Annotated in this window: 19 protein-coding genes and 1 pseudogene; 3 read left to right on the top strand and 17 right to left on the bottom strand. The window is 60.8% G+C overall.

What is annotated here, in order from left to right; genetic code table 11:
- Window positions 1-73: 73 nt before the first annotated feature.
- The 11 genes and pseudogenes from HV782_RS28875 to ubiE form a co-directional block, all read right to left on the bottom strand.
- Window positions 74-946, bottom strand: a complete 873-nt coding sequence (locus HV782_RS28875) for a methyl-accepting chemotaxis protein (protein ID WP_371921338.1) — start codon at window positions 944-946, stop codon at window positions 74-76.
- A pseudogene (locus HV782_RS28880) lies at window positions 929-1,990 on the bottom strand (methyl-accepting chemotaxis protein); the annotation flags it as partial. The pseudogene HV782_RS28880 and the gene HV782_RS28875, both read right to left, overlap by 18 nt.
- A gap of 121 nt (window positions 1,991-2,111) precedes the next feature.
- A complete protein-coding gene (locus HV782_RS02935) occupies window positions 2,112-2,819 on the bottom strand; it encodes a 16S rRNA (uracil(1498)-N(3))-methyltransferase (RefSeq protein WP_123470716.1) in 708 nt (235 codons plus the stop codon).
- Window positions 2,816-3,607 carry a twin-arginine translocase subunit TatC gene (gene tatC / locus HV782_RS02940; RefSeq protein ID WP_083367258.1) on the bottom strand — a complete coding sequence of 264 codons (792 nt, stop codon included), beginning with the start codon at window positions 3,605-3,607 and terminating at the stop codon, window positions 2,816-2,818. Before tatC ends, HV782_RS02935 begins: the two co-directional genes overlap by 4 nt.
- Window positions 3,604-4,062, bottom strand: a complete 459-nt coding sequence (gene tatB, locus HV782_RS02945; protein WP_123470718.1) for a Sec-independent protein translocase protein TatB — start codon at window positions 4,060-4,062, stop codon at window positions 3,604-3,606. Before tatB ends, tatC begins: the two co-directional genes overlap by 4 nt.
- A gap of 10 nt (window positions 4,063-4,072) precedes the next feature.
- Entirely contained in the window at window positions 4,073-4,354 is a 282-nt protein-coding gene (locus tag HV782_RS02950) for a twin-arginine translocase TatA/TatE family subunit (RefSeq protein WP_123470720.1), read from the bottom strand.
- A 25-nt stretch (window positions 4,355-4,379) separates the two neighbouring features.
- The gene (locus HV782_RS02955; protein ID WP_007909355.1) at window positions 4,380-4,712 is read right to left on the bottom strand and encodes a phosphoribosyl-ATP diphosphatase; all 333 of its coding nucleotides are present in this window, start codon (window positions 4,710-4,712) and stop codon (window positions 4,380-4,382) included.
- Window positions 4,705-5,106: a phosphoribosyl-AMP cyclohydrolase gene (hisI, locus tag HV782_RS02960; RefSeq protein WP_123470722.1), complete on the bottom strand. Its 402-nt coding sequence runs from the start codon at window positions 5,104-5,106 to the stop codon at window positions 4,705-4,707. The genes HV782_RS02955 and hisI overlap by 8 nt, the downstream gene beginning before the upstream one ends.
- Before the next feature lie 122 nt (window positions 5,107-5,228).
- Complete coding sequence (gene ubiB, locus HV782_RS02965; protein WP_123470724.1) at window positions 5,229-6,833, bottom strand: ubiquinone biosynthesis regulatory protein kinase UbiB; 1,605 nt, start codon at window positions 6,831-6,833, stop codon at window positions 5,229-5,231.
- The gene (locus tag HV782_RS02970; protein ID WP_128615771.1) at window positions 6,830-7,453 is read right to left on the bottom strand and encodes a ubiquinone biosynthesis accessory factor UbiJ; all 624 of its coding nucleotides are present in this window, start codon (window positions 7,451-7,453) and stop codon (window positions 6,830-6,832) included. Before HV782_RS02970 ends, ubiB begins: the two co-directional genes overlap by 4 nt.
- On the bottom strand, window positions 7,453-8,223 hold the full coding sequence (ubiE, locus tag HV782_RS02975) for a bifunctional demethylmenaquinone methyltransferase/2-methoxy-6-polyprenyl-1,4-benzoquinol methylase UbiE (RefSeq protein ID WP_003220857.1): 771 nt from the start codon (window positions 8,221-8,223) through the stop codon (window positions 7,453-7,455). Before ubiE ends, HV782_RS02970 begins: the two co-directional genes overlap by 1 nt.
- Window positions 8,224-8,377: 154 nt before the next feature.
- Here ubiE and HV782_RS02980 point away from each other — a divergent pair, with 154 nt between their 5' ends.
- The 3 genes from HV782_RS02980 to HV782_RS02990 all read left to right on the top strand — a co-directional run bounded on the left by HV782_RS02980 (window position 8,378) and on the right by HV782_RS02990 (window position 10,190).
- Window positions 8,378-8,653 carry a polyhydroxyalkanoic acid system family protein gene (locus HV782_RS02980; RefSeq protein WP_025110282.1) on the top strand — a complete coding sequence of 92 codons (276 nt, stop codon included), beginning with the start codon at window positions 8,378-8,380 and terminating at the stop codon, window positions 8,651-8,653.
- Window positions 8,654-8,884: 231 nt separating this feature from the next.
- Window positions 8,885-9,307 carry a phasin family protein gene (locus HV782_RS02985; RefSeq protein ID WP_123470728.1) on the top strand — a complete coding sequence of 141 codons (423 nt, stop codon included), beginning with the start codon at window positions 8,885-8,887 and terminating at the stop codon, window positions 9,305-9,307.
- Window positions 9,308-9,317: 10 nt separating this feature from the next.
- A complete protein-coding gene (locus tag HV782_RS02990; RefSeq protein ID WP_186746236.1) occupies window positions 9,318-10,190 on the top strand; it encodes a phasin family protein in 873 nt (290 codons plus the stop codon).
- A 269-nt stretch (window positions 10,191-10,459) separates the two neighbouring features.
- On the opposite strand, the gene HV782_RS02995 is transcribed toward HV782_RS02990, so the two are convergent.
- The 6 genes from HV782_RS02995 to hslU all read right to left on the bottom strand — a co-directional run bounded on the left by HV782_RS02995 (window position 10,460) and on the right by hslU (window position 17,601).
- Entirely contained in the window at window positions 10,460-11,080 is a 621-nt protein-coding gene (locus tag HV782_RS02995) for a TetR/AcrR family transcriptional regulator (protein ID WP_186746234.1), read from the bottom strand.
- Between the two features lie 30 nt (window positions 11,081-11,110).
- A complete protein-coding gene (gene phaC, locus HV782_RS03000; RefSeq protein WP_123470734.1) occupies window positions 11,111-12,793 on the bottom strand; it encodes a class II poly(R)-hydroxyalkanoic acid synthase in 1,683 nt (560 codons plus the stop codon).
- 135 nt (window positions 12,794-12,928) lie between these two features.
- A complete protein-coding gene (gene phaZ, locus HV782_RS03005; protein WP_123470735.1) occupies window positions 12,929-13,783 on the bottom strand; it encodes a poly(3-hydroxyalkanoate) depolymerase in 855 nt (284 codons plus the stop codon).
- A gap of 94 nt (window positions 13,784-13,877) precedes the next feature.
- Complete coding sequence (gene phaC / locus HV782_RS03010) at window positions 13,878-15,557, bottom strand: class II poly(R)-hydroxyalkanoic acid synthase (RefSeq protein WP_186746232.1); 1,680 nt, start codon at window positions 15,555-15,557, stop codon at window positions 13,878-13,880.
- A 258-nt stretch (window positions 15,558-15,815) separates the two neighbouring features.
- A complete protein-coding gene (locus HV782_RS03015) occupies window positions 15,816-16,187 on the bottom strand; it encodes a gamma-butyrobetaine hydroxylase family protein (RefSeq protein ID WP_123470738.1) in 372 nt (123 codons plus the stop codon).
- 76 nt (window positions 16,188-16,263) lie between these two features.
- Window positions 16,264-17,601 (bottom strand): ATP-dependent protease ATPase subunit HslU, encoded by a 1,338-nt coding sequence (gene hslU, locus HV782_RS03020; protein ID WP_123470740.1) that lies wholly within the window; start codon window positions 17,599-17,601, stop codon window positions 16,264-16,266.
- Window positions 17,602-17,638: the final 37 nt, after the last annotated feature.

Consider the following 17,638-nt stretch of genomic DNA (forward strand, 5'->3'; position numbering starts at 1 on the left):
AAATCCTGTGGGAGCTGGCTTGCCAGCGATAGCATCACCTCGGTTCCCAGTGAACCGAGGCAGATGAATCACCTCAAACCTTGAAGCGTCCCACCAACGTCTGCAAATGCGTCCCCAGCCGCGCCAGCTCAACACTGGACGCCGCAGTCTCTTCACTGGCCGCCGAGGTCTGATCCGACACATCCCGCACATTCAGCACGCTACGGTTGATCTCCTCAGCCACAGCGCTCTGCTGCTCGGCCGCTGCCGCAATCTGCTGGTTCATCGCCTGAATCGCCGACACGGTGCGGGTGATGCTTTCCAGCGAACCACCGGCGCGACGGGTCAGTTCGACGCTGCTGTCGGTCAGGGAGCGGCTGTTGTCCATGATCGTCGCCACTTGCTGGGTGCCGTTTTGCAGGCCGACGATCAGCTCTTCGATCTCTTCGGTGGACTTCTGGGTGCGCTGGGCGAGGCTGCGCACTTCATCCGCGACCACGGCAAAACCACGACCCGCCTCACCGGCACGGGCGGCTTCGATGGCGGCGTTGAGCGCCAGCAGGTTGGTTTGCTGGGCTACGGACTTGATCACGTCGAGCACGCTGCCGATCTTGTCGCTTTCGCGCTTGAGTTCGCCCATGGCTTCGGTGGAATGACCGACTTCAACCGCCAGACGCTCGATCTGCGCGATCGCTTCACCGACCACCTTGTCGCCTTCGCGGGCCTGCTGGTCGGCGGCCACGGCGGCTTCGGAAGCTTCCTCGGCGTTGCGTGCGACTTCCTGCACGGTGGCGGCCATTTCGTTCATGGCGGTGGCGACCTGGTCGGTTTCGATCTTCTGATTGTTGACCCCGGCGCTGGTCTGCTCGGTGACCGCCGACAGCTCTTCGGCAGCGCTGGCAATTTGGGTCACGCCATCGCTGATGCCACCGATCAGCTCGCGCAGGCCTTGGGTCATGCTTTGCATCGAGCGCTGTAACTGCCCGAGTTCGTCGCGGCGTTGCGACACGAGGTTGTGGGTCAGATCACCGGCGGCCACTTGTTCGGCGACTTTCAGGGTCTGGTTCAGCGGGATGATGATCTGCCGGGTGATTGCCCAGGCGGCCAGCAGGCCGAAGGCCACGGCGAGCAGGGTGGCGATGATCAACATGTTCTTGGCGTGCGCGGCATCGGTGTCGCGCACCACGGTTTGCGATTGGGTGAGCTTCTTGCTGACGTCGAGGAGGATGTCGCCCTGAGCCGTCATGGTGGCCCCGGCCCTGGCATTGTTCACCTGCGAGTCGCGGAACTGAGCGACTGCCGCACGATAGGCCTTGATCGAGTCGGTGGCCTGTTGCAGGTTGGCGATGTGCTGCTCGGGCAATTTCGCCGGCAGGCTGTCGAGGTTTTTCAGGGCATTGTCGATGGCGTCCAGCGCGGGCTGCTCCGCATCGGCCTTGCCGCTGTAGGTGTAGCCGCGCACCTGATAACGCGCCTGCTGCAACAGTTTGCTCAGCTCAATCACGCTGTTGAATTGCGCGACGCTGTCACCCTGCAGCAGGGATTTCTCGACGTCCGCGACCTTGGCCACGGCATTGTCGGCATTGGCGCCGAGTTTGCTGCGCGCGTCTTCGCGCTGCACGGTGGCCTGGGTCATGTCGGCGAAGGCGCGCTTGTACTCGGCGACGGCGGCCAGTTGCTGATCGACCATCGCCGCATCAGAAGGCTGCTCGATCAGACCGCGCGCGGTTTGCAGGCCGCTGGCGAGTTTGGCCAACAGCTCATTGACCGCGCCCGGGCCTTGTTCGCCACGACGAGCTTCATAGTCCAGACGGGCCAGGCGCAGGTCCTTGGTCAGCTCATTGAGGCTGGAGATGAAGCCGAGCTTGTCACCGCGGCTGATGATGCCGCCCATGCCGGTCCAGCCGGTGAAGGTAATCAACAGCGTCAGCAACAGCACCAGGCCGAAACCGATGCCCAGCTTGCGTTTGACACTGACGTTCCCAAGATTCTCGGCTAACCAACGGTACATGCGACGACTCCCCTCGGACCACTAATTGGACTTATGGAGAGGGTATCGGCCGAGTGATGGCAATCTGTAACGCCATTTATCCGGGGTGAAGCTCCCTCGCCACAGAGGTTGCGCGTCGGATTTAAAACAGGCGGGCGAGGAGGGCGGTGACGGCGGTTTCGACGCGCAGGATGCGCTCGCCCAGTTGCACCGGTTGCAGGCCGGACTTGCCCAACAGGTCGATTTCGTAGGGGATCCAGCCGCCTTCCGGGCCGATCGCCAGTGTCACCGGTTCGCTCAGCGCACGCGGGCACGGCGGGTAGTTACCGGGATGACCGACCAGGCCGAGGGTGCCTTCGGTGATCGCCGGCAGGCGGTCTTCGACGAATGGCTTGAAGCGTTTCTCAATGATGATGTCCGGCAGCACGGTATCGCGGGCCTGCTCGAGACCGAGGATCAGATTCTCGCGAATTGCTTCCGGCTCCAGGAACGGCGTCTGCCAGAAGCTCTTCTCGACCCGGTAGCTGTTGACCAGAATTACCTTCGATACGCCCATGGTCGCCACGGTCTGGAACACCCGCCGCAGCATCTTCGGACGCGGCAGGGCCAACACCAGGGTCAGCGGCAGCTTGGCCGGCGGTGGCTGATCGAGGGTGACGCGCAGTTCGGCTTCGCCGGCCTCGAGGCGCAGCAGTTCGGCCGAACCCATCAGGCCATTGATGCGCCCGACCCGCAGGCTGTCACCGACTTCGGAGCGATGCACTTCCTGCATGTGGGTCAGGCGCCGGTCACGCAGCACGACGCGGTCGGCCGCGATGAAGTCGGCCTCTTCGAGCAACAGCAGGTTCATGCCTGGGTCGCTGGCGGCTGGTCGTTGTGATCGTCGGCCGGGGTTTCGTCCGGGCGTTCGCGCTTGCTGATCAGCCCACCGAACAGGATGCCGATTTCAAACAGCATCCACATCGGCACGGCCAGCAGGGTCTGCGAGAAGATGTCCGGCGGCGTCAGGATCATGCCGACCACGAAGCAGCCGATGATCACGTACGGGCGGATCTTTTTCAGGTATTTGACGTCGACCACGCCAATCCACACCAGCAACACCACGGCCACCGGGATCTCGAACGCCACGCCGAAGGCGAAGAACAGCGTCATGACGAAATCGAGGTAACTGGCGATGTCGGTCATCATTTCCACGCCGGCCGGGGTGGCCGCAGCGAAGAACTTGAAGATCAGCGGGAACACGAAGTAATAGGCGAACGCCATGCCGGTGTAGAACAGCAGAATGCTCGACACCAGCAGCGGCACCGCGATGCGTTTCTCATGCTTGTACAGGCCCGGCGCGATAAAGCCCCAGATCTGATGCAGGATTACCGGGATCGCGAGGAACAGCGAGACCATCATCGTCAGCTTCAGCGGCGTCAGGAACGGCGATGACACGTCGGTGGCGATCATCGTCGCGCCGACCGGCAGGTACTGGCGCAGCGGCGTCGAGACGAAGGTGTAGATTTGCTGGGTGAAGGCGAACAGCCCGGCGAAGATGATGAAGATCGCCGCCACGCAACGCAGCAGGCGGGTGCGCAACTCGGTGAGGTGCGAAACCAGCGGCATGTGCTGGTCGTTTTCGGGGAGATCGCTCATGGGGCTCGCGGCGGCAATGTGGGGTCGTGAGGGGCCGGCGCAACAGGCGCGGCGGCTGGAGCAACGTGTTCAACCGAAGTTTGTGCAGCGGCGGGCGCTGGTTCAGTCGGTGTCATGACAGGTGCACTGGCGGCTGCAGGTGGTGTCGCAGCAGCAGGGCTGTGAATCGTCTGCTCACCCACGTGCTCGACCGGCGTCGGTTCCTGCTGAACCGGCGTGAAAATCTTCCGCGCCTCCTGCTCCAGCGACAGAATGTGCTCGTTGTGCAGTTGCCGACGGATCTCGTCGGCACCGATTTCACGTTCAACTTCCTGTTTGATCGCGTTGAAGCTGCGCTTCAGCCGCCCGACCCACAGGCCGGCGGTGCGCGCAGCGCCCGGCAGACGCTCGGGACCCAGCACCAGCAGGGCGACGAGGCCGACGAGCAGCAGTTCAGAGAAGCTGATACCAAACATTAGTCAGTGCTCACACGTCTTTGCGAATCGGCTCTTCGACTTTCTGCGCCTGCACGTCGATGGTGTGCGGCGGGTTGGCCTGAGCGGTCGTTTGCGGCTGCACCGGTGGCACCGGTTGTGCAGGCGTTACGGTCGGATCGGCAGCGGGTTTCTCGTCGTCGTTCATGGCTTTGCGGAAGCCCTTGATCGACTCACCGACGTCGGTGCCGAGGTTTTTCAGTTTCTTGGTGCCGAACACCAGCACCACGACAACCAGAATGACGATCCAGTGTTTCCAGTCAAAAATGCCCATGTTGCTGTTCCTCTCTAGAAGTTGTTCAGGCGGACGGGCGCGAGGCTTTCTCGACGTGTCCGGACAGGCCGAAGCGGCGATCCAGTTCATCCAGCACGGCCTGCGGATGCTGCCCCAGTTGGGCGAGCATGACCATGCTGTGGAACCACAGGTCGGCGGTCTCGTAGATCACATCGCTGCAGTCGCCGCTGATCGCGGCGTCCTTGGCGGCAATAATGGTTTCGACCGACTCTTCGCCGACTTTCTCCAGAATCTTGTTTAAACCCTTGTGATACAGACTAGCCACATACGAGCTGTCGGCGGCTGCGCCTTTGCGCTCTTCGAGCACTTCGGCCAGGCGGGTCAGGGTGTCACTCATGTTTGTGTCCTGCGCAATAGATAGCGTGCGGGTCTTTCAGGACCGGGTCGACTGTCTTCCAGTCGCCGTTTTCGAAGACGCGGTAAAAGCAGCTTTGACGGCCGGTATGGCAAGCGATGTCGCCGATCTGTTCGACCATCAGGATGATGACGTCGGCATCACAGTCCAGACGCATTTCATGCAGGGTCTGCACATGGCCGGACTCTTCGCCCTTGCGCCACAGCTTGCCACGGGAACGTGACCAGTAGATGGCACGGTTTTCTGCCGCCGTCAGCTCCAGGGCTTCGCGGTTCATCCAGGCCATCATCAGCACACGTCCGGTTTTGTGATCCTGGGCAATGGCCGGCACCAGGCCGTCAGCGTCCCACTTGATCTCGTCCAGCCAGTTTTTCATCTTCAATTCCTGAAAAAAGCAGCTTCGAGTCTCGAGCTTCAAGCTGCAAGTAAAAGCAGGCTGCGGTGTATCTGTGTCGTCAAGCTTGCAGCTCGCAGCTTATAACTTGCAGCTGATTCGTGCTATCGGCGAACGACCAGATACAAGCCGACTGCCACCATGATGCCTGCCGGCCAATGCCCCAGTTCGTGCAACGGGCCACCGGCGGCAAGGATGGTGCCGCCTGCCAGATGAGCGCTGCCGAGCAGGCGCAGGAACCAGTCATCCTTGCGTTTGTGCCATGGCGGTGGCGGGTCCTTGGCGTGCGGTTGGGACATGCGTTCGAGCAGGTCGCGCGCCATGTTGGCCAGGTGCGGCAGCTGTTCAAACTGGCTCTGCACGTTGCCGATCAAGGTTTTCGGGCTGATGCGCTCGCGCATCCAGCGTTCGAGGAACGGCTGCGCGGTGTTCCACAGATCCAGGTCCGGGTACAACTGACGGCCGAGGCCTTCGATGTTCAGCAGAGTCTTTTGCAGCAGCACCAGCTGCGGCTGAACTTCCATGTTGAAGCGTCGTGCGGTCTGGAACAGGCGCATCAGCACCTGGCCAAATGAAATATCTTTTAACGGTTTTTCGAAGATCGGTTCGCACACGGTACGGATCGCCGCTTCGAATTCGTTGAGTTTGGTTTCCGCCGGCACCCAGCCCGAGTCGATGTGCAGTTGCGCCACGCGGCGATAGTCGCGCTTGAAGAAGGCGAACAGGTTGCGCGCCAGATAGTCCTGGTCTTCCGGGGTCAGGCTGCCGACGATGCCGCAGTCGATCGCAATGTACTGCGGGCTCCACGGGTTGACGGTGCTGACGAAGATATTGCCCGGGTGCATGTCGGCGTGGAAGAAACTGTCGCGGAACACCTGGGTGAAGAAAATCTCCACGCCGCGCTCGGCGAGCATCTTCATGTCGGTGCGCTGGTCGGCGAGGGTCGCCAGATCCGTCACCTGAATCCCGTAGATGCGCTCCATCACCAGCACTTTCGGCCGGCACCAGTCCCAGTAGACCTGTGGCACGTAGAGCAGCGGCGAGCCTTCGAAGTTACGTTTCAACTGGCTGGCGTTGGCCGCCTCGCGCAGCAGGTCGAGTTCGTCGTAGATGGTTTTCTCGTAGTCCTGCACCACGTCCACCGGGTGCAGCAGGCGGGCGTCGGCGGAGACTTTTTCGGCGGCGCGGGCGAGGATGAACAGCCACGCCAGATCCTGGGCGATCACCGGTTTCAGGCCCGGACGGATCACCTTGACCACCACTTCTTCGCCGGTTTTCAGCTGTGCGGCATGCACCTGCGCCACCGAGGCCGAGGCCAGCGGTTCGACGTCGAAACGGCTGAACACTTCGCTGATCTTCTTGCCCAGTTGTTCTTCGATCAGCTTGATCGACAACTGCGAATCGAACGGCGGCACGCGGTCCTGCAGCAGCATCAGCTCATCGGCGATGTCTTCCGGCAACAGGTCGCGGCGGGTCGAGAGAATCTGCCCGAACTTGATGAAGATCGGCCCCAGATCCTGCAGGGCCAGGCGCAGGCGCGCGCCACGGCTCAGGTCCAGCGGCTTGCGCGGGAACCAGCGCCACGGCAGCACATAGCGCAGCGCCAGGAGAAACCAGGGCAGCGGCAACTCGAACAGCAGGTCATCGAGGCGGTAGCGGATCACGACGCGCTGGATGCGCAACAGACGGCGGACGGCAAGCAGCTTCATGCGTTATCGCTTGGGTCGAGGGATCGGGAAAGGCGCTCGAAACGCGCCTCGAGACGTTCCAGATCAAGTTTGATCCGGTCCAGTTCGCTGAACCGCGCTTCGGCCTCGCGCTGCCCGACGAGGGTGCGCGATTCTTCGGCGAGGTATTCGGCGAGGTTCTGGTTGAGGCTGGCAAATCCTTGTTGATACCAGCGTGCGCGGCTGCGCAGATGACCGCCCACCAGTTGCGTGGCGACCGGACCCAGCCAGCGCGAGAGTTCGTACTCCCAGTCCAGCTCCAGATCCTGCAGCACGCCGGCCAGCTCCAGCAGCACGCCGCTGTCACCGTCGATCTCGACTTCCGGGGCGTGCAGCACCGCGGTCTTGTCCTTGCTCATGGCCAGTTTCACCAGGCTCGACGCGGGCGCACGCAAGGTGCAGTCGACAGCGGTTTCCCAGTGCGCGGCCAGCATCAGGCCCTCATCGCTCGGCAGGATGAACAGTTGCAGCGCCGGGCTGCGGCAATCGACGGCAATCACCTTGCCGGTCAGATGCGCCAGCCTCGGCAGCGCCGTGCTGTCGAGACGCAGCACCCGGTTCAGACCGAGTTCAACGCTGGCGAGCAGCCCGGTGAGCAACATCAGGGCTTGATGCCGCGGTGCAGGGCGACGATGCCTGCGGTCATGTTGTGATAGGTCACGCGGTCGAAACCGGCGTCGACCATCATCGACTTCAGGGTTTCCTGATTCGGGTGCATGCGGATCGATTCGGCCAGGTAGCGATAGCTTTCCGAGTCGTTGGTGATCAGCTTGCCCATCAGCGGCATGAAGGCGAACGAGTAGGCGTCGTAGGCTTTCGACATCAGCGCGTTGGTCGGCTTGGAGAACTCCAGCACCAGCAGGCGACCGCCGGGCTTGAGCACGCGCAGCATCGAGCGCAGGGCGTCTTCTTTATGCGTCACGTTGCGCAGGCCGAAGGCGATGGTCACGCAGTCGAAATGGTTGTCCGGGAACGGCAGCTTTTCGGCATCCGCCTGAACGAATTCGACGTTGCCCGACACCCCCAGATCCAGCAGACGATCACGGCCGACCTTGAGCATGGATTCGTTGATGTCGGCCAGCACCACCTGGCCGGTCGGGCCAACGAGATGGGAGAACTTTTTGGTCAGGTCGCCCGTGCCGCCAGCGATGTCCAGCACGCGGTTGCCGCTGCGCACGCCCGACAATTCGATCGCAAAACGCTTCCACAGACGGTGCATGCCGCCCGACAGAAGGTCGTTCATCAGGTCGTATTTCGCCGCTACCGAGTGGAAGACCTCAGCGACTTTTTCCGCTTTCTGGCTTTCCGGCACGTTTTTGAAGCCGAAGTGTGTGGTGGGTTCGGCATCGCTGCCTTTGCGCTGATCAGTCATATCGCTGTCACCAAAAGAGAATGCGCGACATTCTAATCCCCAAGCCATGCTTTGTCTTGGAATGGCTAAAGGTAAGATGGGCAACCGTCGGGACGATTTGCCGCAGACGCGGTCAAGATTTACCGAGACCTATTCATCAAGCAGGAGTCATTCAATGGCCAAAATCAGTGTTGAGCGTGCCCACAACCTGGGCAAGGAAGCCGCCCGCGAGAAGGCCGACAAGCTGGCGCAGAAACTCTCCGATCAATATGGCCTGGAGCCGCAGTGGTCGGGCGACACCCTGAACCTCAAGCGCTCGGGCGTGAAAGGCGCGGTGCATGTGGCCGACGATTCGATCAAGGTCGATGTGGAACTGGGCATCATGATGTCGGCCATGAGCGGCATGATCAAAGCCGAGATCGAGAAGGCCCTCGACAAGGCCCTGGTCTGAAATACGGTCCCCTGTAGGCGTGAGCCTGCTCGCGATTGGGGTCTGTCAGTCACCGTAATGTTGATTGACAGACCTCAATCGCGAGCAGGCTCACTCCTGCATTTGTTCTGTGGTGCTCCTGCTGTTTATGTCAGTTGTTAGGGTGCCGTTTCTAATTTTTCTCCCTACTTTGTGCCTGAGCCCGACACCTTTGCGGGCAGTTCCTCAAACCTTCTGCGCGTGAGGTGCACCATGGCCAAAGTCATTTTGAAGAAAAAAATCGACGCTTCGACTTCTGCTCTGAGCGACGTCAAATCCTATGCCCGCAAGATCTGGCTGGCAGGCCTGGGTGCCTACACCAAGGTCGGCCAAGAAGGCAGCGACTACTTTCAGGAGTTGATCAAGGCTGGTCAAACGGTTGAAAAGAAAGGCAAAAAAGCCGTCACCGAAAAACTCGAAGCAGCCAACGCCGAGATTGATGACGTCAAGGACGAAGTCAGCTCGTTCAAGGGTCGTGTCGAAGTCCAGCTCGACAAGGTCGAGAAGGCGTTCGACTCCCGTGTTGCAAGTGCCTTGAATCGTATCGGCATTCCGTCTAAACATGACGTTGAGACACTCTCTGCTAAGCTCGATGAGCTGACGGCATTGCTCGAACGCGTCGCGCGTAAATCTTAAGGAGAACGGGATGGCTGGTAAAAAGAACACCGATAAAGAAGGCAGCTCGTGGATTGGGAAAGTCGAAGACTACTCCCGCAAAATCTGGCTGGCTGGTTTAGGCGTGTACTCGAAGATCGACACTGACGGCAGCAAACTCTTCGAGTCACTGGTCAAAGACGGCGAGAAAGCCGAGAAGCTCACCAAGACAGCAGTCGGCAAAAAAGTCGATGCCGCCAAGGACTCCGCTTCTTCGGCCAAGTCGCGCATCAGCGGCGTGAAAGATCGCGCACTGGGCAAGTGGGACGAGCTGGAAGGGGCTTTCGACAAGCGCCTGAACAGCGCGATTTCGCGTCTGGGTGTGCCAAGCCGCAATGAAGTGAAAGCGCTGCACAGCAAGGTTGAAACCCTGACCAAGCAGATCGAGAAACTCACCGGTCTGAAAACCCAACCGGTAGCGGCGAAAACCGCTGCAGCCAAACCGGCTGCGAAAACTGCCGCCAAGCCTCTGGCCAAAGCAGCGGCCAAGCCTGCAGCCAAAGCCGCTGCGAAAACCGCCGCCGCCAAGCCAGCCGCCAAAGCCGCAGCCAAGCCGGTTGCCGCTAAAGCCGCCGCGAAACCGGCAGCAAAACCTGCGACCAAAACTGCAGCTAAACCCGCCGCCAAAACCGCTGCCGCCAAACCGGCTGCCAAGCCTGCAGCGAAACCTGCTGCGGCGAAGAAACCGGCAGTGAAAAAACCGGCCGCGCCGAAAGCCGCTGCGCCGAAACCGGCCGCACCTGCTGCAGCCAAACCGGCCACCCCGGCAGCTCCGGTGAGTGCGTCGAACTCCGCCGCAGCGCCGACTCCAGCGGCCACCCCGACTGCTGTATCGACCCCGTCGACGCCAACCAGTCAGTCCTGATTCTTCAGGGCAAATTAAAACGCCCGGCCTGTGAAGGTCGGGCGTTTTTGTATCTGAATTCCAACAGCCCCTCACCCTAGCCCTCTCCCAGAGGGAGAGGGGACCGAACGAGGTGTCTCACGCTATACACCGACCTGAAAGACCTTACCGATTATGGATTCGGTAACGCACTGTCAGGTCGGCGTACTTCTACAGCATCCCCCAATCAGTCCCCCTCTCCCTCCGGGCGGTCCGACGTTTCGGGAGGGCTAGGGTGAGGGGCTTTTGATTCAGTCGTGATCTTCAAGGTATTGCAGGGCCATCCGCTCCGTGGTGACCTTAACCGGCGGCAGCAGATGCGGCGCCACCAGCATCATGATCTGGTAAACCACCAGACGAACCTCGCCCTCGCGATCCAGAATCCGCTGATAATCCAGCGAAAACAGCAGCGTCATAGTGATCTGCTCCACCAGTTGCCCCAACGCCTGCGTATCACTGACCAGTTGCCCCGAAGCCTTCAATCGTGCAAGCAACGAAGCGAGTGTGCGCTTCAGCGCATTGAGCAGATGACGAATGCCCTTGGCCAGCTTCGGCAAGCGCCCGGCGAGGTTCGACAGGTCCTGGAAGAGGAAGCGGTACTGTGCCAGGCGCTCGACGATCAAGTGCAGAAACAGCCAGTAGTCTTCCGGCGCCAGCTCCACATCGGCCGGCGGATCGAGCAGCGGCGCCAGCTCATTCTGGAAGCGTTCGAACAGGCCGAGAATCAACGGCTCCTTGCCGTGGAAGTGGTAATAGAGGTTGCCGGGGCTGATCCCCATTTCGTTGGCCACCTCCATGGTGGAGACGTTCGGCTCGCCTTTCTCATTGAACAACTGCAAAGCACATTCGAGAATCCGGTCGCGGGTTTTCATCCAGTCTTCTTAGAAAAATTCGGTTAAGCGTCAGCGCACACGCACGTAAGTACCGGGTGCCGCCTCCATCGGTGGATAGTTCGGGTTGCCGAGGGCCATCTGGGTTTCGTGCTGCGCCCCGGAGCGTTCCTGAATCCATGTCAGCCATTGCGGCCACCAGCTGCCCTCGACGTGTTTGCCGTCGTAGTACCAGGCGCGCGGGTCGCTGCTCATCTTGCCGTTCTCGACGTAGGCGGCCTTCGGATTGCTCGGCGGGTTGAGGATGCTTTGTACATGGCCGCTGTTGGACAGCACGAAGCGTCGATCGCCACCGAGCAGCAGGGTCGAGCGATACACCGCATCCCACGGGGTGATGTGGTCGTTCATGCCGGCGACGCTGAAGCTGTCGACGGTGACTTTCTGCAGGTCGATCGGCGTGCCGCACACCTCGAGCCCGCCCGGATGGGTCAACGGGTTGTGCTTGAAGAAGTCCAGCAGGTCGCCGTGAAATGCCGCCGGCAGGCGTGTGTTGTCGTTGTTCCAGTAGAGGATGTCGAAGGCCGGTGGCTCCTTGCCCAGCAGGTAATTGTTGACGAAGTAGCTCCAGATCAAATCGTTGGGGCGCATCCAGGCGAAGACCTTGGCCATGTCACGACCATCGAGCACACCCTTCTGATAGGAGCGGCGCTTGGCGGCTTCCAGGGTCTGCTCGTCGGCGAACAGGGTGGCCGGGGTCTCGATCTGGCTGTCCAGCAGGCTGACCAGATAGGTCGCGCTGGAAACCCGCCGCAGTTGCCGCTTGGCCTGCAAGTGGCCTTGCAGCGCCGCGATGGTCAGGCCGCCGGCGCAGGCGCCCATCAGGTTGACTTCGCGCGCGCCGGTGATCGCCCGGCAGATGTTCATCGCTTCTTCTACCGCTTCGACGTAGGTCGACAGGCCCCATTCGCGATGGCGGACATCGGGGTTGCGCCAGCTGATCATGAAGGTCTGCAAGCCGTTCTTCAGGGCGTACTGGACGAAGCTGTTGTGCGGGCTCAGGTCAAAAATGTAGTACTTGTTGATTTGCGGCGGCACCACCAGCAGCGGCTTGGCGTACTGCTTTTCGCTCATCGGTTTGTACTGGATCAGCTCCAGCATCTCGTTGCGAAATACCACCGAACCGGTGGTGGTGGCGACGGTCTTGCCGACCTCGAAAGCCTGCTTGGTCACCTGCCGTGGCAGGCCATCGTTGTGCAGCAAGTCATCGAACAGATGACTGAGGCCACGGACCAGACTGTGTCCGCCGGAGTTGAACAGCTCCTTGACCGCCAGCGGGTTGAGCAAGGTGTTGGAGGGCGCCACGGCGTCGTTGAGCAGGGTGAAGGCGAAGTGCGCGCGGGCACGATCGTCGTCGCTCATGTTGCTTTCATCTATCCAGCTTTTGACCTGTTTTTGCCAGGCCAGGTAGGCCTGCAGGCTGCGCCGGTAAAAAGGATTGAGGCTCCACGCCGGATCGGCGAAACGGCTGTCCTGCGGATTGGTCGGGTACAGGGTTTCGCCGAGCAGCACACGGCCCAGTTGGCCGCCGAGCTTCAAGGCATGCTTCGCACTGTGGATCGGGTTGCGCAGGCCATGGGCTGCCACGCTGCGCAAGGTCGAAATCAAATCCCGGCCACGCAGGCCGGTGATCGCACTTTGTGCGTTGATGAACACGGCGGGGCTGGGCACTACGCCCGTCGCTGGTTTGTCGCGCATGACTCAACACTCCTTCGTCTTCAGGCCAAAAACAAACTCACCGAACCAGAACACCATAGTCGCTGTTGCGGGTTGCTGCCTGCGCGGCGTCCTGCCGCGCACTTCCTGACGCTTGCATAAAGCCTGCCGCAGCAGCTAGCCGCCCAGCGGTGTCGGGTGCGGGTGCATCACTGCACGCTGACGTTCCTCCTGGAGAAATTTCATGATGATCGGCGCCACCGCTTCGGCACGGGTAATCAGGAACAGATGACCGTCGTCGATGATGTGCAGTTGGGCATTGGGAATGCGCCAGGCGAGCATGCGCATGTTGATCAGCGGGATCAGTGGATCGTCATCGCCGGCCAGCACCAGCGTCGGCTGGTGGATCTTGTGCAGCCAGTGAATGCTGGTCCAGCCCAGCCCGGCGAAGAGTTGCCAGTAGTAACCGAGCTTGCCCGCCGAACGCACCTTGGCGGCATGGCTGGCAGCCAGGGTCGGGTCGCGACGGAACGAGCCGCCATAGATCAGCGGCGCGATCCGGATCACGTGCGAGGGTTGGATGTAGCGCCGTGGACTGGCCATCATCCACAGCACCTTGGGTTTGCCCGGCACCATGAACGCACCGGCGGCGGTCGCCGCCAGCACCAGTTTCTTGCAGCGCTCGGGGTAGTCGTGGGCAAACTGCTGGGCCAGCGCACCGCCCCAGGACACGCCGATCACGTTGACCTGACCGTAGTCGAGGTAGTCGAGCATCCGCGCCGTCAGCTTGGCCAGCCCGGGAAAGCGATACGGCCGGTTCGGCGTCGAGGAGCCGCCGACACCGGGCACGTCGAAGGCGATCACTTCCAGATCCGGGTCCAGCGCCGCGACGAACGGAAACACCAGCTCCAGGTTGGCGCCGATGCCGTTGAAAATCAGCAAGGGCGTCAAATGAGGCTTGCCGGGGCGTACCGCAGTGCGGAGGGTCTGGCCATCCAGATCGACGGTACGGAATATGAACGGATGCGGCATGCTTCAGGCCCTTCGGGTTAGAGTGGAGCAGCTACAAGCCGCAAGCTTCAAGCAGAACCTGCTCAGCTTGCGGCTTGTAGCTTGTGGCTTGCCGCTATCTTTCATGTACGTAAGTGCCCGGCGATGCTTCACCTGGCGCGTACGCTTTGTTGCCCAGTTTGGTCGGTGCCTTTTTCAGGTTGCCCGAGCGCTCGGCCTGCCACGCCTGCCAGTACAGCCACCAGGAGTCGGTGTGCTTGGTCGAGTTCTCTTGCCATTCATCGGCACTGGCGGCCATGCCTTCGCTGGTCATGTAGCGCGATTTCGGGTTGCCCGGCGGATTCAGAATGCTCTGGATATGCCCGCTGCTCGACAACACGAACTCGACTTTGCCACCAAACAGCTGCGCCGACTTGTAGCAGGACTTCCATGGGGTGATGTGGTCGTTGGTACCGGCCAGCGAGAAGATGTCGGCCGTGACCTGCTTGAGGTCGATCGGCGTACCGCACACTTCCAGTGCATTGGGGCGGATCAGTGGGTTGTTTTTGAACATCTCGATCAGGTCGCCGTGGAACGCTGCCGGCAACCTTGTGGTGTCGTTGTTCCAGAACAGGATGTCGAACACCGGGGGCTCGTTGCCGAGCAGGTAGTTGTTGACCCAGTAGTTCCAGATCAGGTCGTTGGGGCGCATCCACGCGAAAACCTTGGCCATGTCTTTGCCTTCGAGCACACCGGCCTGGTACGAGTGACGCTTGGCGGTCTCCAGGGTCTGCTCGTCGACGAACAGGGCCACGTCGCTGTCCAGGGTGGTGTCGAGCACGCTGACCAGCAGGGTCAGCGCGTTGACCTTGTTCTCGCCGAGGGCGGCGTAGTGGCCGAGCAGGGCGGTGCAGGTGATGCCACCGGAGCAGGCGCCGAGCATGTTCACGTCTTTGCTGCCGGTGATCGCCGTGACCACGTCGACCGCTTCCTTGAGCGCATCAATGTAGGTCGACAGGCCCCACTCGCGCTGGGCCTTGGTCGGGTTGCGCCAGCTGACGATGAACGTCTGCACGTTATTGCGCAGGCAGAAACGCGCCAGGCTCTTGTCCGGGCTCAAATCGAATACGTAGAACTTGTTGATCTGTGGCGGTACCACCAGCAGTGGACGCTCGTGGACCTGCTCGGTGATCGGCTTGTACTGGATCAGTTCCAGCACGTCGTTGCGAAACACCACGGCGCCTTCGGTCACGCCGAGGCTCTTGCCGACTTCGAACGCGCCCATGTTGACCTGGCTCGGCATTCCGCCGTTGTGCACCAGATCCTTGGCCAGATGCGAGAGACCGTCGAGCAGGCTTTTGCCGCCTGTCTCGAAGAAGCGTTTTACCGCGGCCGGGTTGGCGGCGGTGTTGGTCGGGGCCATCGCTTCGGTCATCAGATTGATGACGAAGTGGCCGCGCGCGATGTCTTTGGGTGAGAGGTTGCTGTCATCAATCCAGGCGTGGAGTTCCTTGCGCCACGCCAGGTAAGTTTGCAGATAACGTTTGTAGAGCGGGTTCTGGCTCCACGCCGGATCGGCGAAGCGACGGTCATCGCCAGCCGGTTGCAGTTCGGATTTGCCAAACAACACGTTCTTCAGTTCGAGGCCGAAATGGGTGACGTGCCTGACGCTATGGATCGGTTGTTTTATGGCCTGTCTCAGCACCATACGAGCAGAGGCCAGCAGATCCTTTCCGCGTAGCCCAACGACGGGATTAAGCCCCAGGGTGTTTTCCGAGGCTTGGTACTTCAGGTCATCGTTATTCTTGTTACTCATCTACGACGCTCCATTGTCCTGAGACGAGTACCCGGTTTTGCACTGTGCAGTTCCACAGCCAATGCCAGGTACTACTGCTCGGGTGACCGTTAATTCTGCATAGCTGCTTTACAGTCGTAGAGCACTGCAGGGAACTTGCCAGCTCCATTGGTTACCCGAGTTTAATTTTTTTCGCAAGCGGGCCGATCCTCGGCCACACAGCGGAGCATTCAAACAGATGAATTTAGAAAATGCCCTCTAAAGAGCAAGAGTCTCGGACTAGAGCATCAGCTTGACGATCGACTCGTCCGGATCGCGGGTTTTTCCGGCGGCTTTGAGTTCAGCGAGATAGTCGGCCCAGAGTGCGTCATAACGTCGCCCCAGTTCGTAGAGATAATCCCAAGTGAACAAGCCGCTGTCGTGGCCGTCGTCGAAGGTCAGTTTCAGTGCGTAGTGACCGGCCGGTTCCAGCTTGCTCAGACCGACGTTGATCTTGCCGAATTGCAGGATCGGTTTGCCGTGGCCCTGGACCTCGGCGGAGGGGGAATGCACGCGCAGGAATTCGGCGGGCAGGGTGTACTCCTCGCCGGACGCGTAAGTGAGCGTCAGGGTTTTCGAGGCTTTGTGCAGTTTGATGTCAGTAGGAATCATAGGAAAAGCCTTCAGCTGCGAGCTACAAGCGGCAAGCTTAACTCAGCTTGCCGCTCGCAGCTTGCGGCTTGCCGCTCTACAGAATGTAGCGGGACAGGTCTTCGTTCTGCGCCAATTCGCCGAGGTGGCTGTTGACGTATTCCGCGTCGATCAGAATCGGCTTCTCATCGTGGGTGCTGGCGAGGTCGCCGGCACTGAACGACACCTCTTCGAGCAGACGCTCAAGCAGGGTGTGCAGGCGACGGGCACCGATGTTCTCGGTCTTCTCGTTGACCTGCCAGGCGATCTCCGCCAGACGCTTGATGCCTTCCGGCTGGAACTGGATGTTCAGGCCTTCGGTTTTCAACAGCGCGCAGTATTGCTCGGTGAGCGATGCATGCGGTTCGCTGAGGATGCGTTCGAAGTCTTCCGGGCTCAGGGCCTTGAGTTCGACGCGGATCGGCAGACGACCCTGAAGTTCAGGCACCAGGTCGCTCGGCTTGCTCAGGTGGAACGCGCCGGACGCAATGAACAGGATGTGGTCAGTCTTGACCATGCCCAGCTTGGTGTTGACGGTGCAGCCTTCGATCAGCGGCAGCAGGTCGCGCTGTACGCCTTCACGGGACACATCGGCACCGCCGACATTGCCACGCTTGGCGACCTTGTCGATCTCGTCGATGAACACGATGCCGTGCTGTTCAACGGCTTCCAGCGCCTTGGCTTTCAGCTCTTCTTCGTTGACCAGGCGCCCGGCTTCTTCGTCGCGCACCAGCTTCAGTGCTTCTTTGACCTTGAGCTTGCGCGCCTTCTTCTTGCCCTTGCCCATATTGGCGAACAGTGATTGCAGCTGGTTGGTCATCTCCTCCATGCCAGGCGGCGTGGCGATTTCGATGCCGGACACCTCGGCCACTTCGATCTCGATTTCCTTGTCATCCAGCTGACCTTCGCGCAGGCGCTTGCGGAACAGCTGACGGGTATTGGAGTCGGTGCTCGGCGCTTCTTCATTGCTAAAGCCCATGCGCGCCGGCGGCAGCAGTGCGTCGAGGATACGGTCCTCGGCAGCGTCTTCGGCGCGATGACGCACGCGAGTCATTTCCTGCTCGCGAAGCATCTTGATCGCGGCGTCGGCCAGATCACGGATGATCGATTCGACGTCACGGCCGACGTAGCCGACTTCGGTGAACTTGGTCGCTTCGACTTTGATGAACGGCGCGTTGGCCAGTTTCGCCAAACGACGGGCGATCTCGGTTTTACCGACACCGGTCGGGCCGATCATCAGGATGTTCTTCGGGGTCACTTCAACGCGCAGCTCTTCAGGCAGCTGCATGCGGCGCCAGCGGTTGCGCAAGGCAATCGCGACGGCGCGCTTGGCATCGTCCTGGCCGATGATATGGCGGTTGAGTTCGTGGACGATTTCGCGGGGAGTCATGGACATAGTAATTGACGGTCCTCAAGCAGAAACAAGCCGTGGC

It is taken from the genome of Pseudomonas monsensis, assembly GCF_014268495.2.
Taxonomy (GTDB): domain Bacteria; phylum Pseudomonadota; class Gammaproteobacteria; order Pseudomonadales; family Pseudomonadaceae; genus Aquipseudomonas; species Aquipseudomonas monsensis.

Bases quoted from the DNA above. Each gene is read 5' to 3' on its own strand.
- HV782_RS28875 (WP_371921338.1), bottom strand. From the start codon at position 946: ATGCAAAGCATGACCCAAGGCCTGCGCGAGCTGATCGGTGGCATCAGC.
- HV782_RS02935 (WP_123470716.1), bottom strand. From the start codon at position 2,819: ATGAACCTGCTGTTGCTCGAAGAGGCCGACTTCATCGCGGCCGACCGC.
- tatC (WP_083367258.1), bottom strand. From the start codon at position 3,607: ATGAGCGATCTCCCCGAAAACGACCAGCACATGCCGCTGGTTTCGCAC.
- tatB (WP_123470718.1), bottom strand. From the start codon at position 4,062: ATGTTTGGTATCAGCTTCTCTGAACTGCTGCTCGTCGGCCTCGTCGCC.
- HV782_RS02950 (WP_123470720.1), bottom strand. From the start codon at position 4,354: ATGGGCATTTTTGACTGGAAACACTGGATCGTCATTCTGGTTGTCGTG.
- HV782_RS02955 (WP_007909355.1), bottom strand. From the start codon at position 4,712: ATGAGTGACACCCTGACCCGCCTGGCCGAAGTGCTCGAAGAGCGCAAA.
- hisI (WP_123470722.1), bottom strand. From the start codon at position 5,106: ATGAAAAACTGGCTGGACGAGATCAAGTGGGACGCTGACGGCCTGGTG.
- ubiB (WP_123470724.1), bottom strand. From the start codon at position 6,833: ATGAAGCTGCTTGCCGTCCGCCGTCTGTTGCGCATCCAGCGCGTCGTG.
- HV782_RS02970 (WP_128615771.1), bottom strand. From the start codon at position 7,453: ATGTTGCTCACCGGGCTGCTCGCCAGCGTTGAACTCGGTCTGAACCGG.
- ubiE (WP_003220857.1), bottom strand. From the start codon at position 8,223: ATGACTGATCAGCGCAAAGGCAGCGATGCCGAACCCACCACACACTTC.
- HV782_RS02980 (WP_025110282.1), top strand. From the start codon at position 8,378: ATGGCCAAAATCAGTGTTGAGCGTGCCCACAACCTGGGCAAGGAAGCC.
- HV782_RS02985 (WP_123470728.1), top strand. From the start codon at position 8,885: ATGGCCAAAGTCATTTTGAAGAAAAAAATCGACGCTTCGACTTCTGCT.
- HV782_RS02990 (WP_186746236.1), top strand. From the start codon at position 9,318: ATGGCTGGTAAAAAGAACACCGATAAAGAAGGCAGCTCGTGGATTGGG.
- HV782_RS02995 (WP_186746234.1), bottom strand. From the start codon at position 11,080: ATGAAAACCCGCGACCGGATTCTCGAATGTGCTTTGCAGTTGTTCAAT.
- phaC (WP_123470734.1), bottom strand. From the start codon at position 12,793: ATGCGCGACAAACCAGCGACGGGCGTAGTGCCCAGCCCCGCCGTGTTC.
- phaZ (WP_123470735.1), bottom strand. From the start codon at position 13,783: ATGCCGCATCCGTTCATATTCCGTACCGTCGATCTGGATGGCCAGACC.
- phaC (WP_186746232.1), bottom strand. From the start codon at position 15,557: ATGAGTAACAAGAATAACGATGACCTGAAGTACCAAGCCTCGGAAAAC.
- HV782_RS03015 (WP_123470738.1), bottom strand. From the start codon at position 16,187: ATGATTCCTACTGACATCAAACTGCACAAAGCCTCGAAAACCCTGACG.
- hslU (WP_123470740.1), bottom strand. From the start codon at position 17,601: ATGTCCATGACTCCCCGCGAAATCGTCCACGAACTCAACCGCCATATC.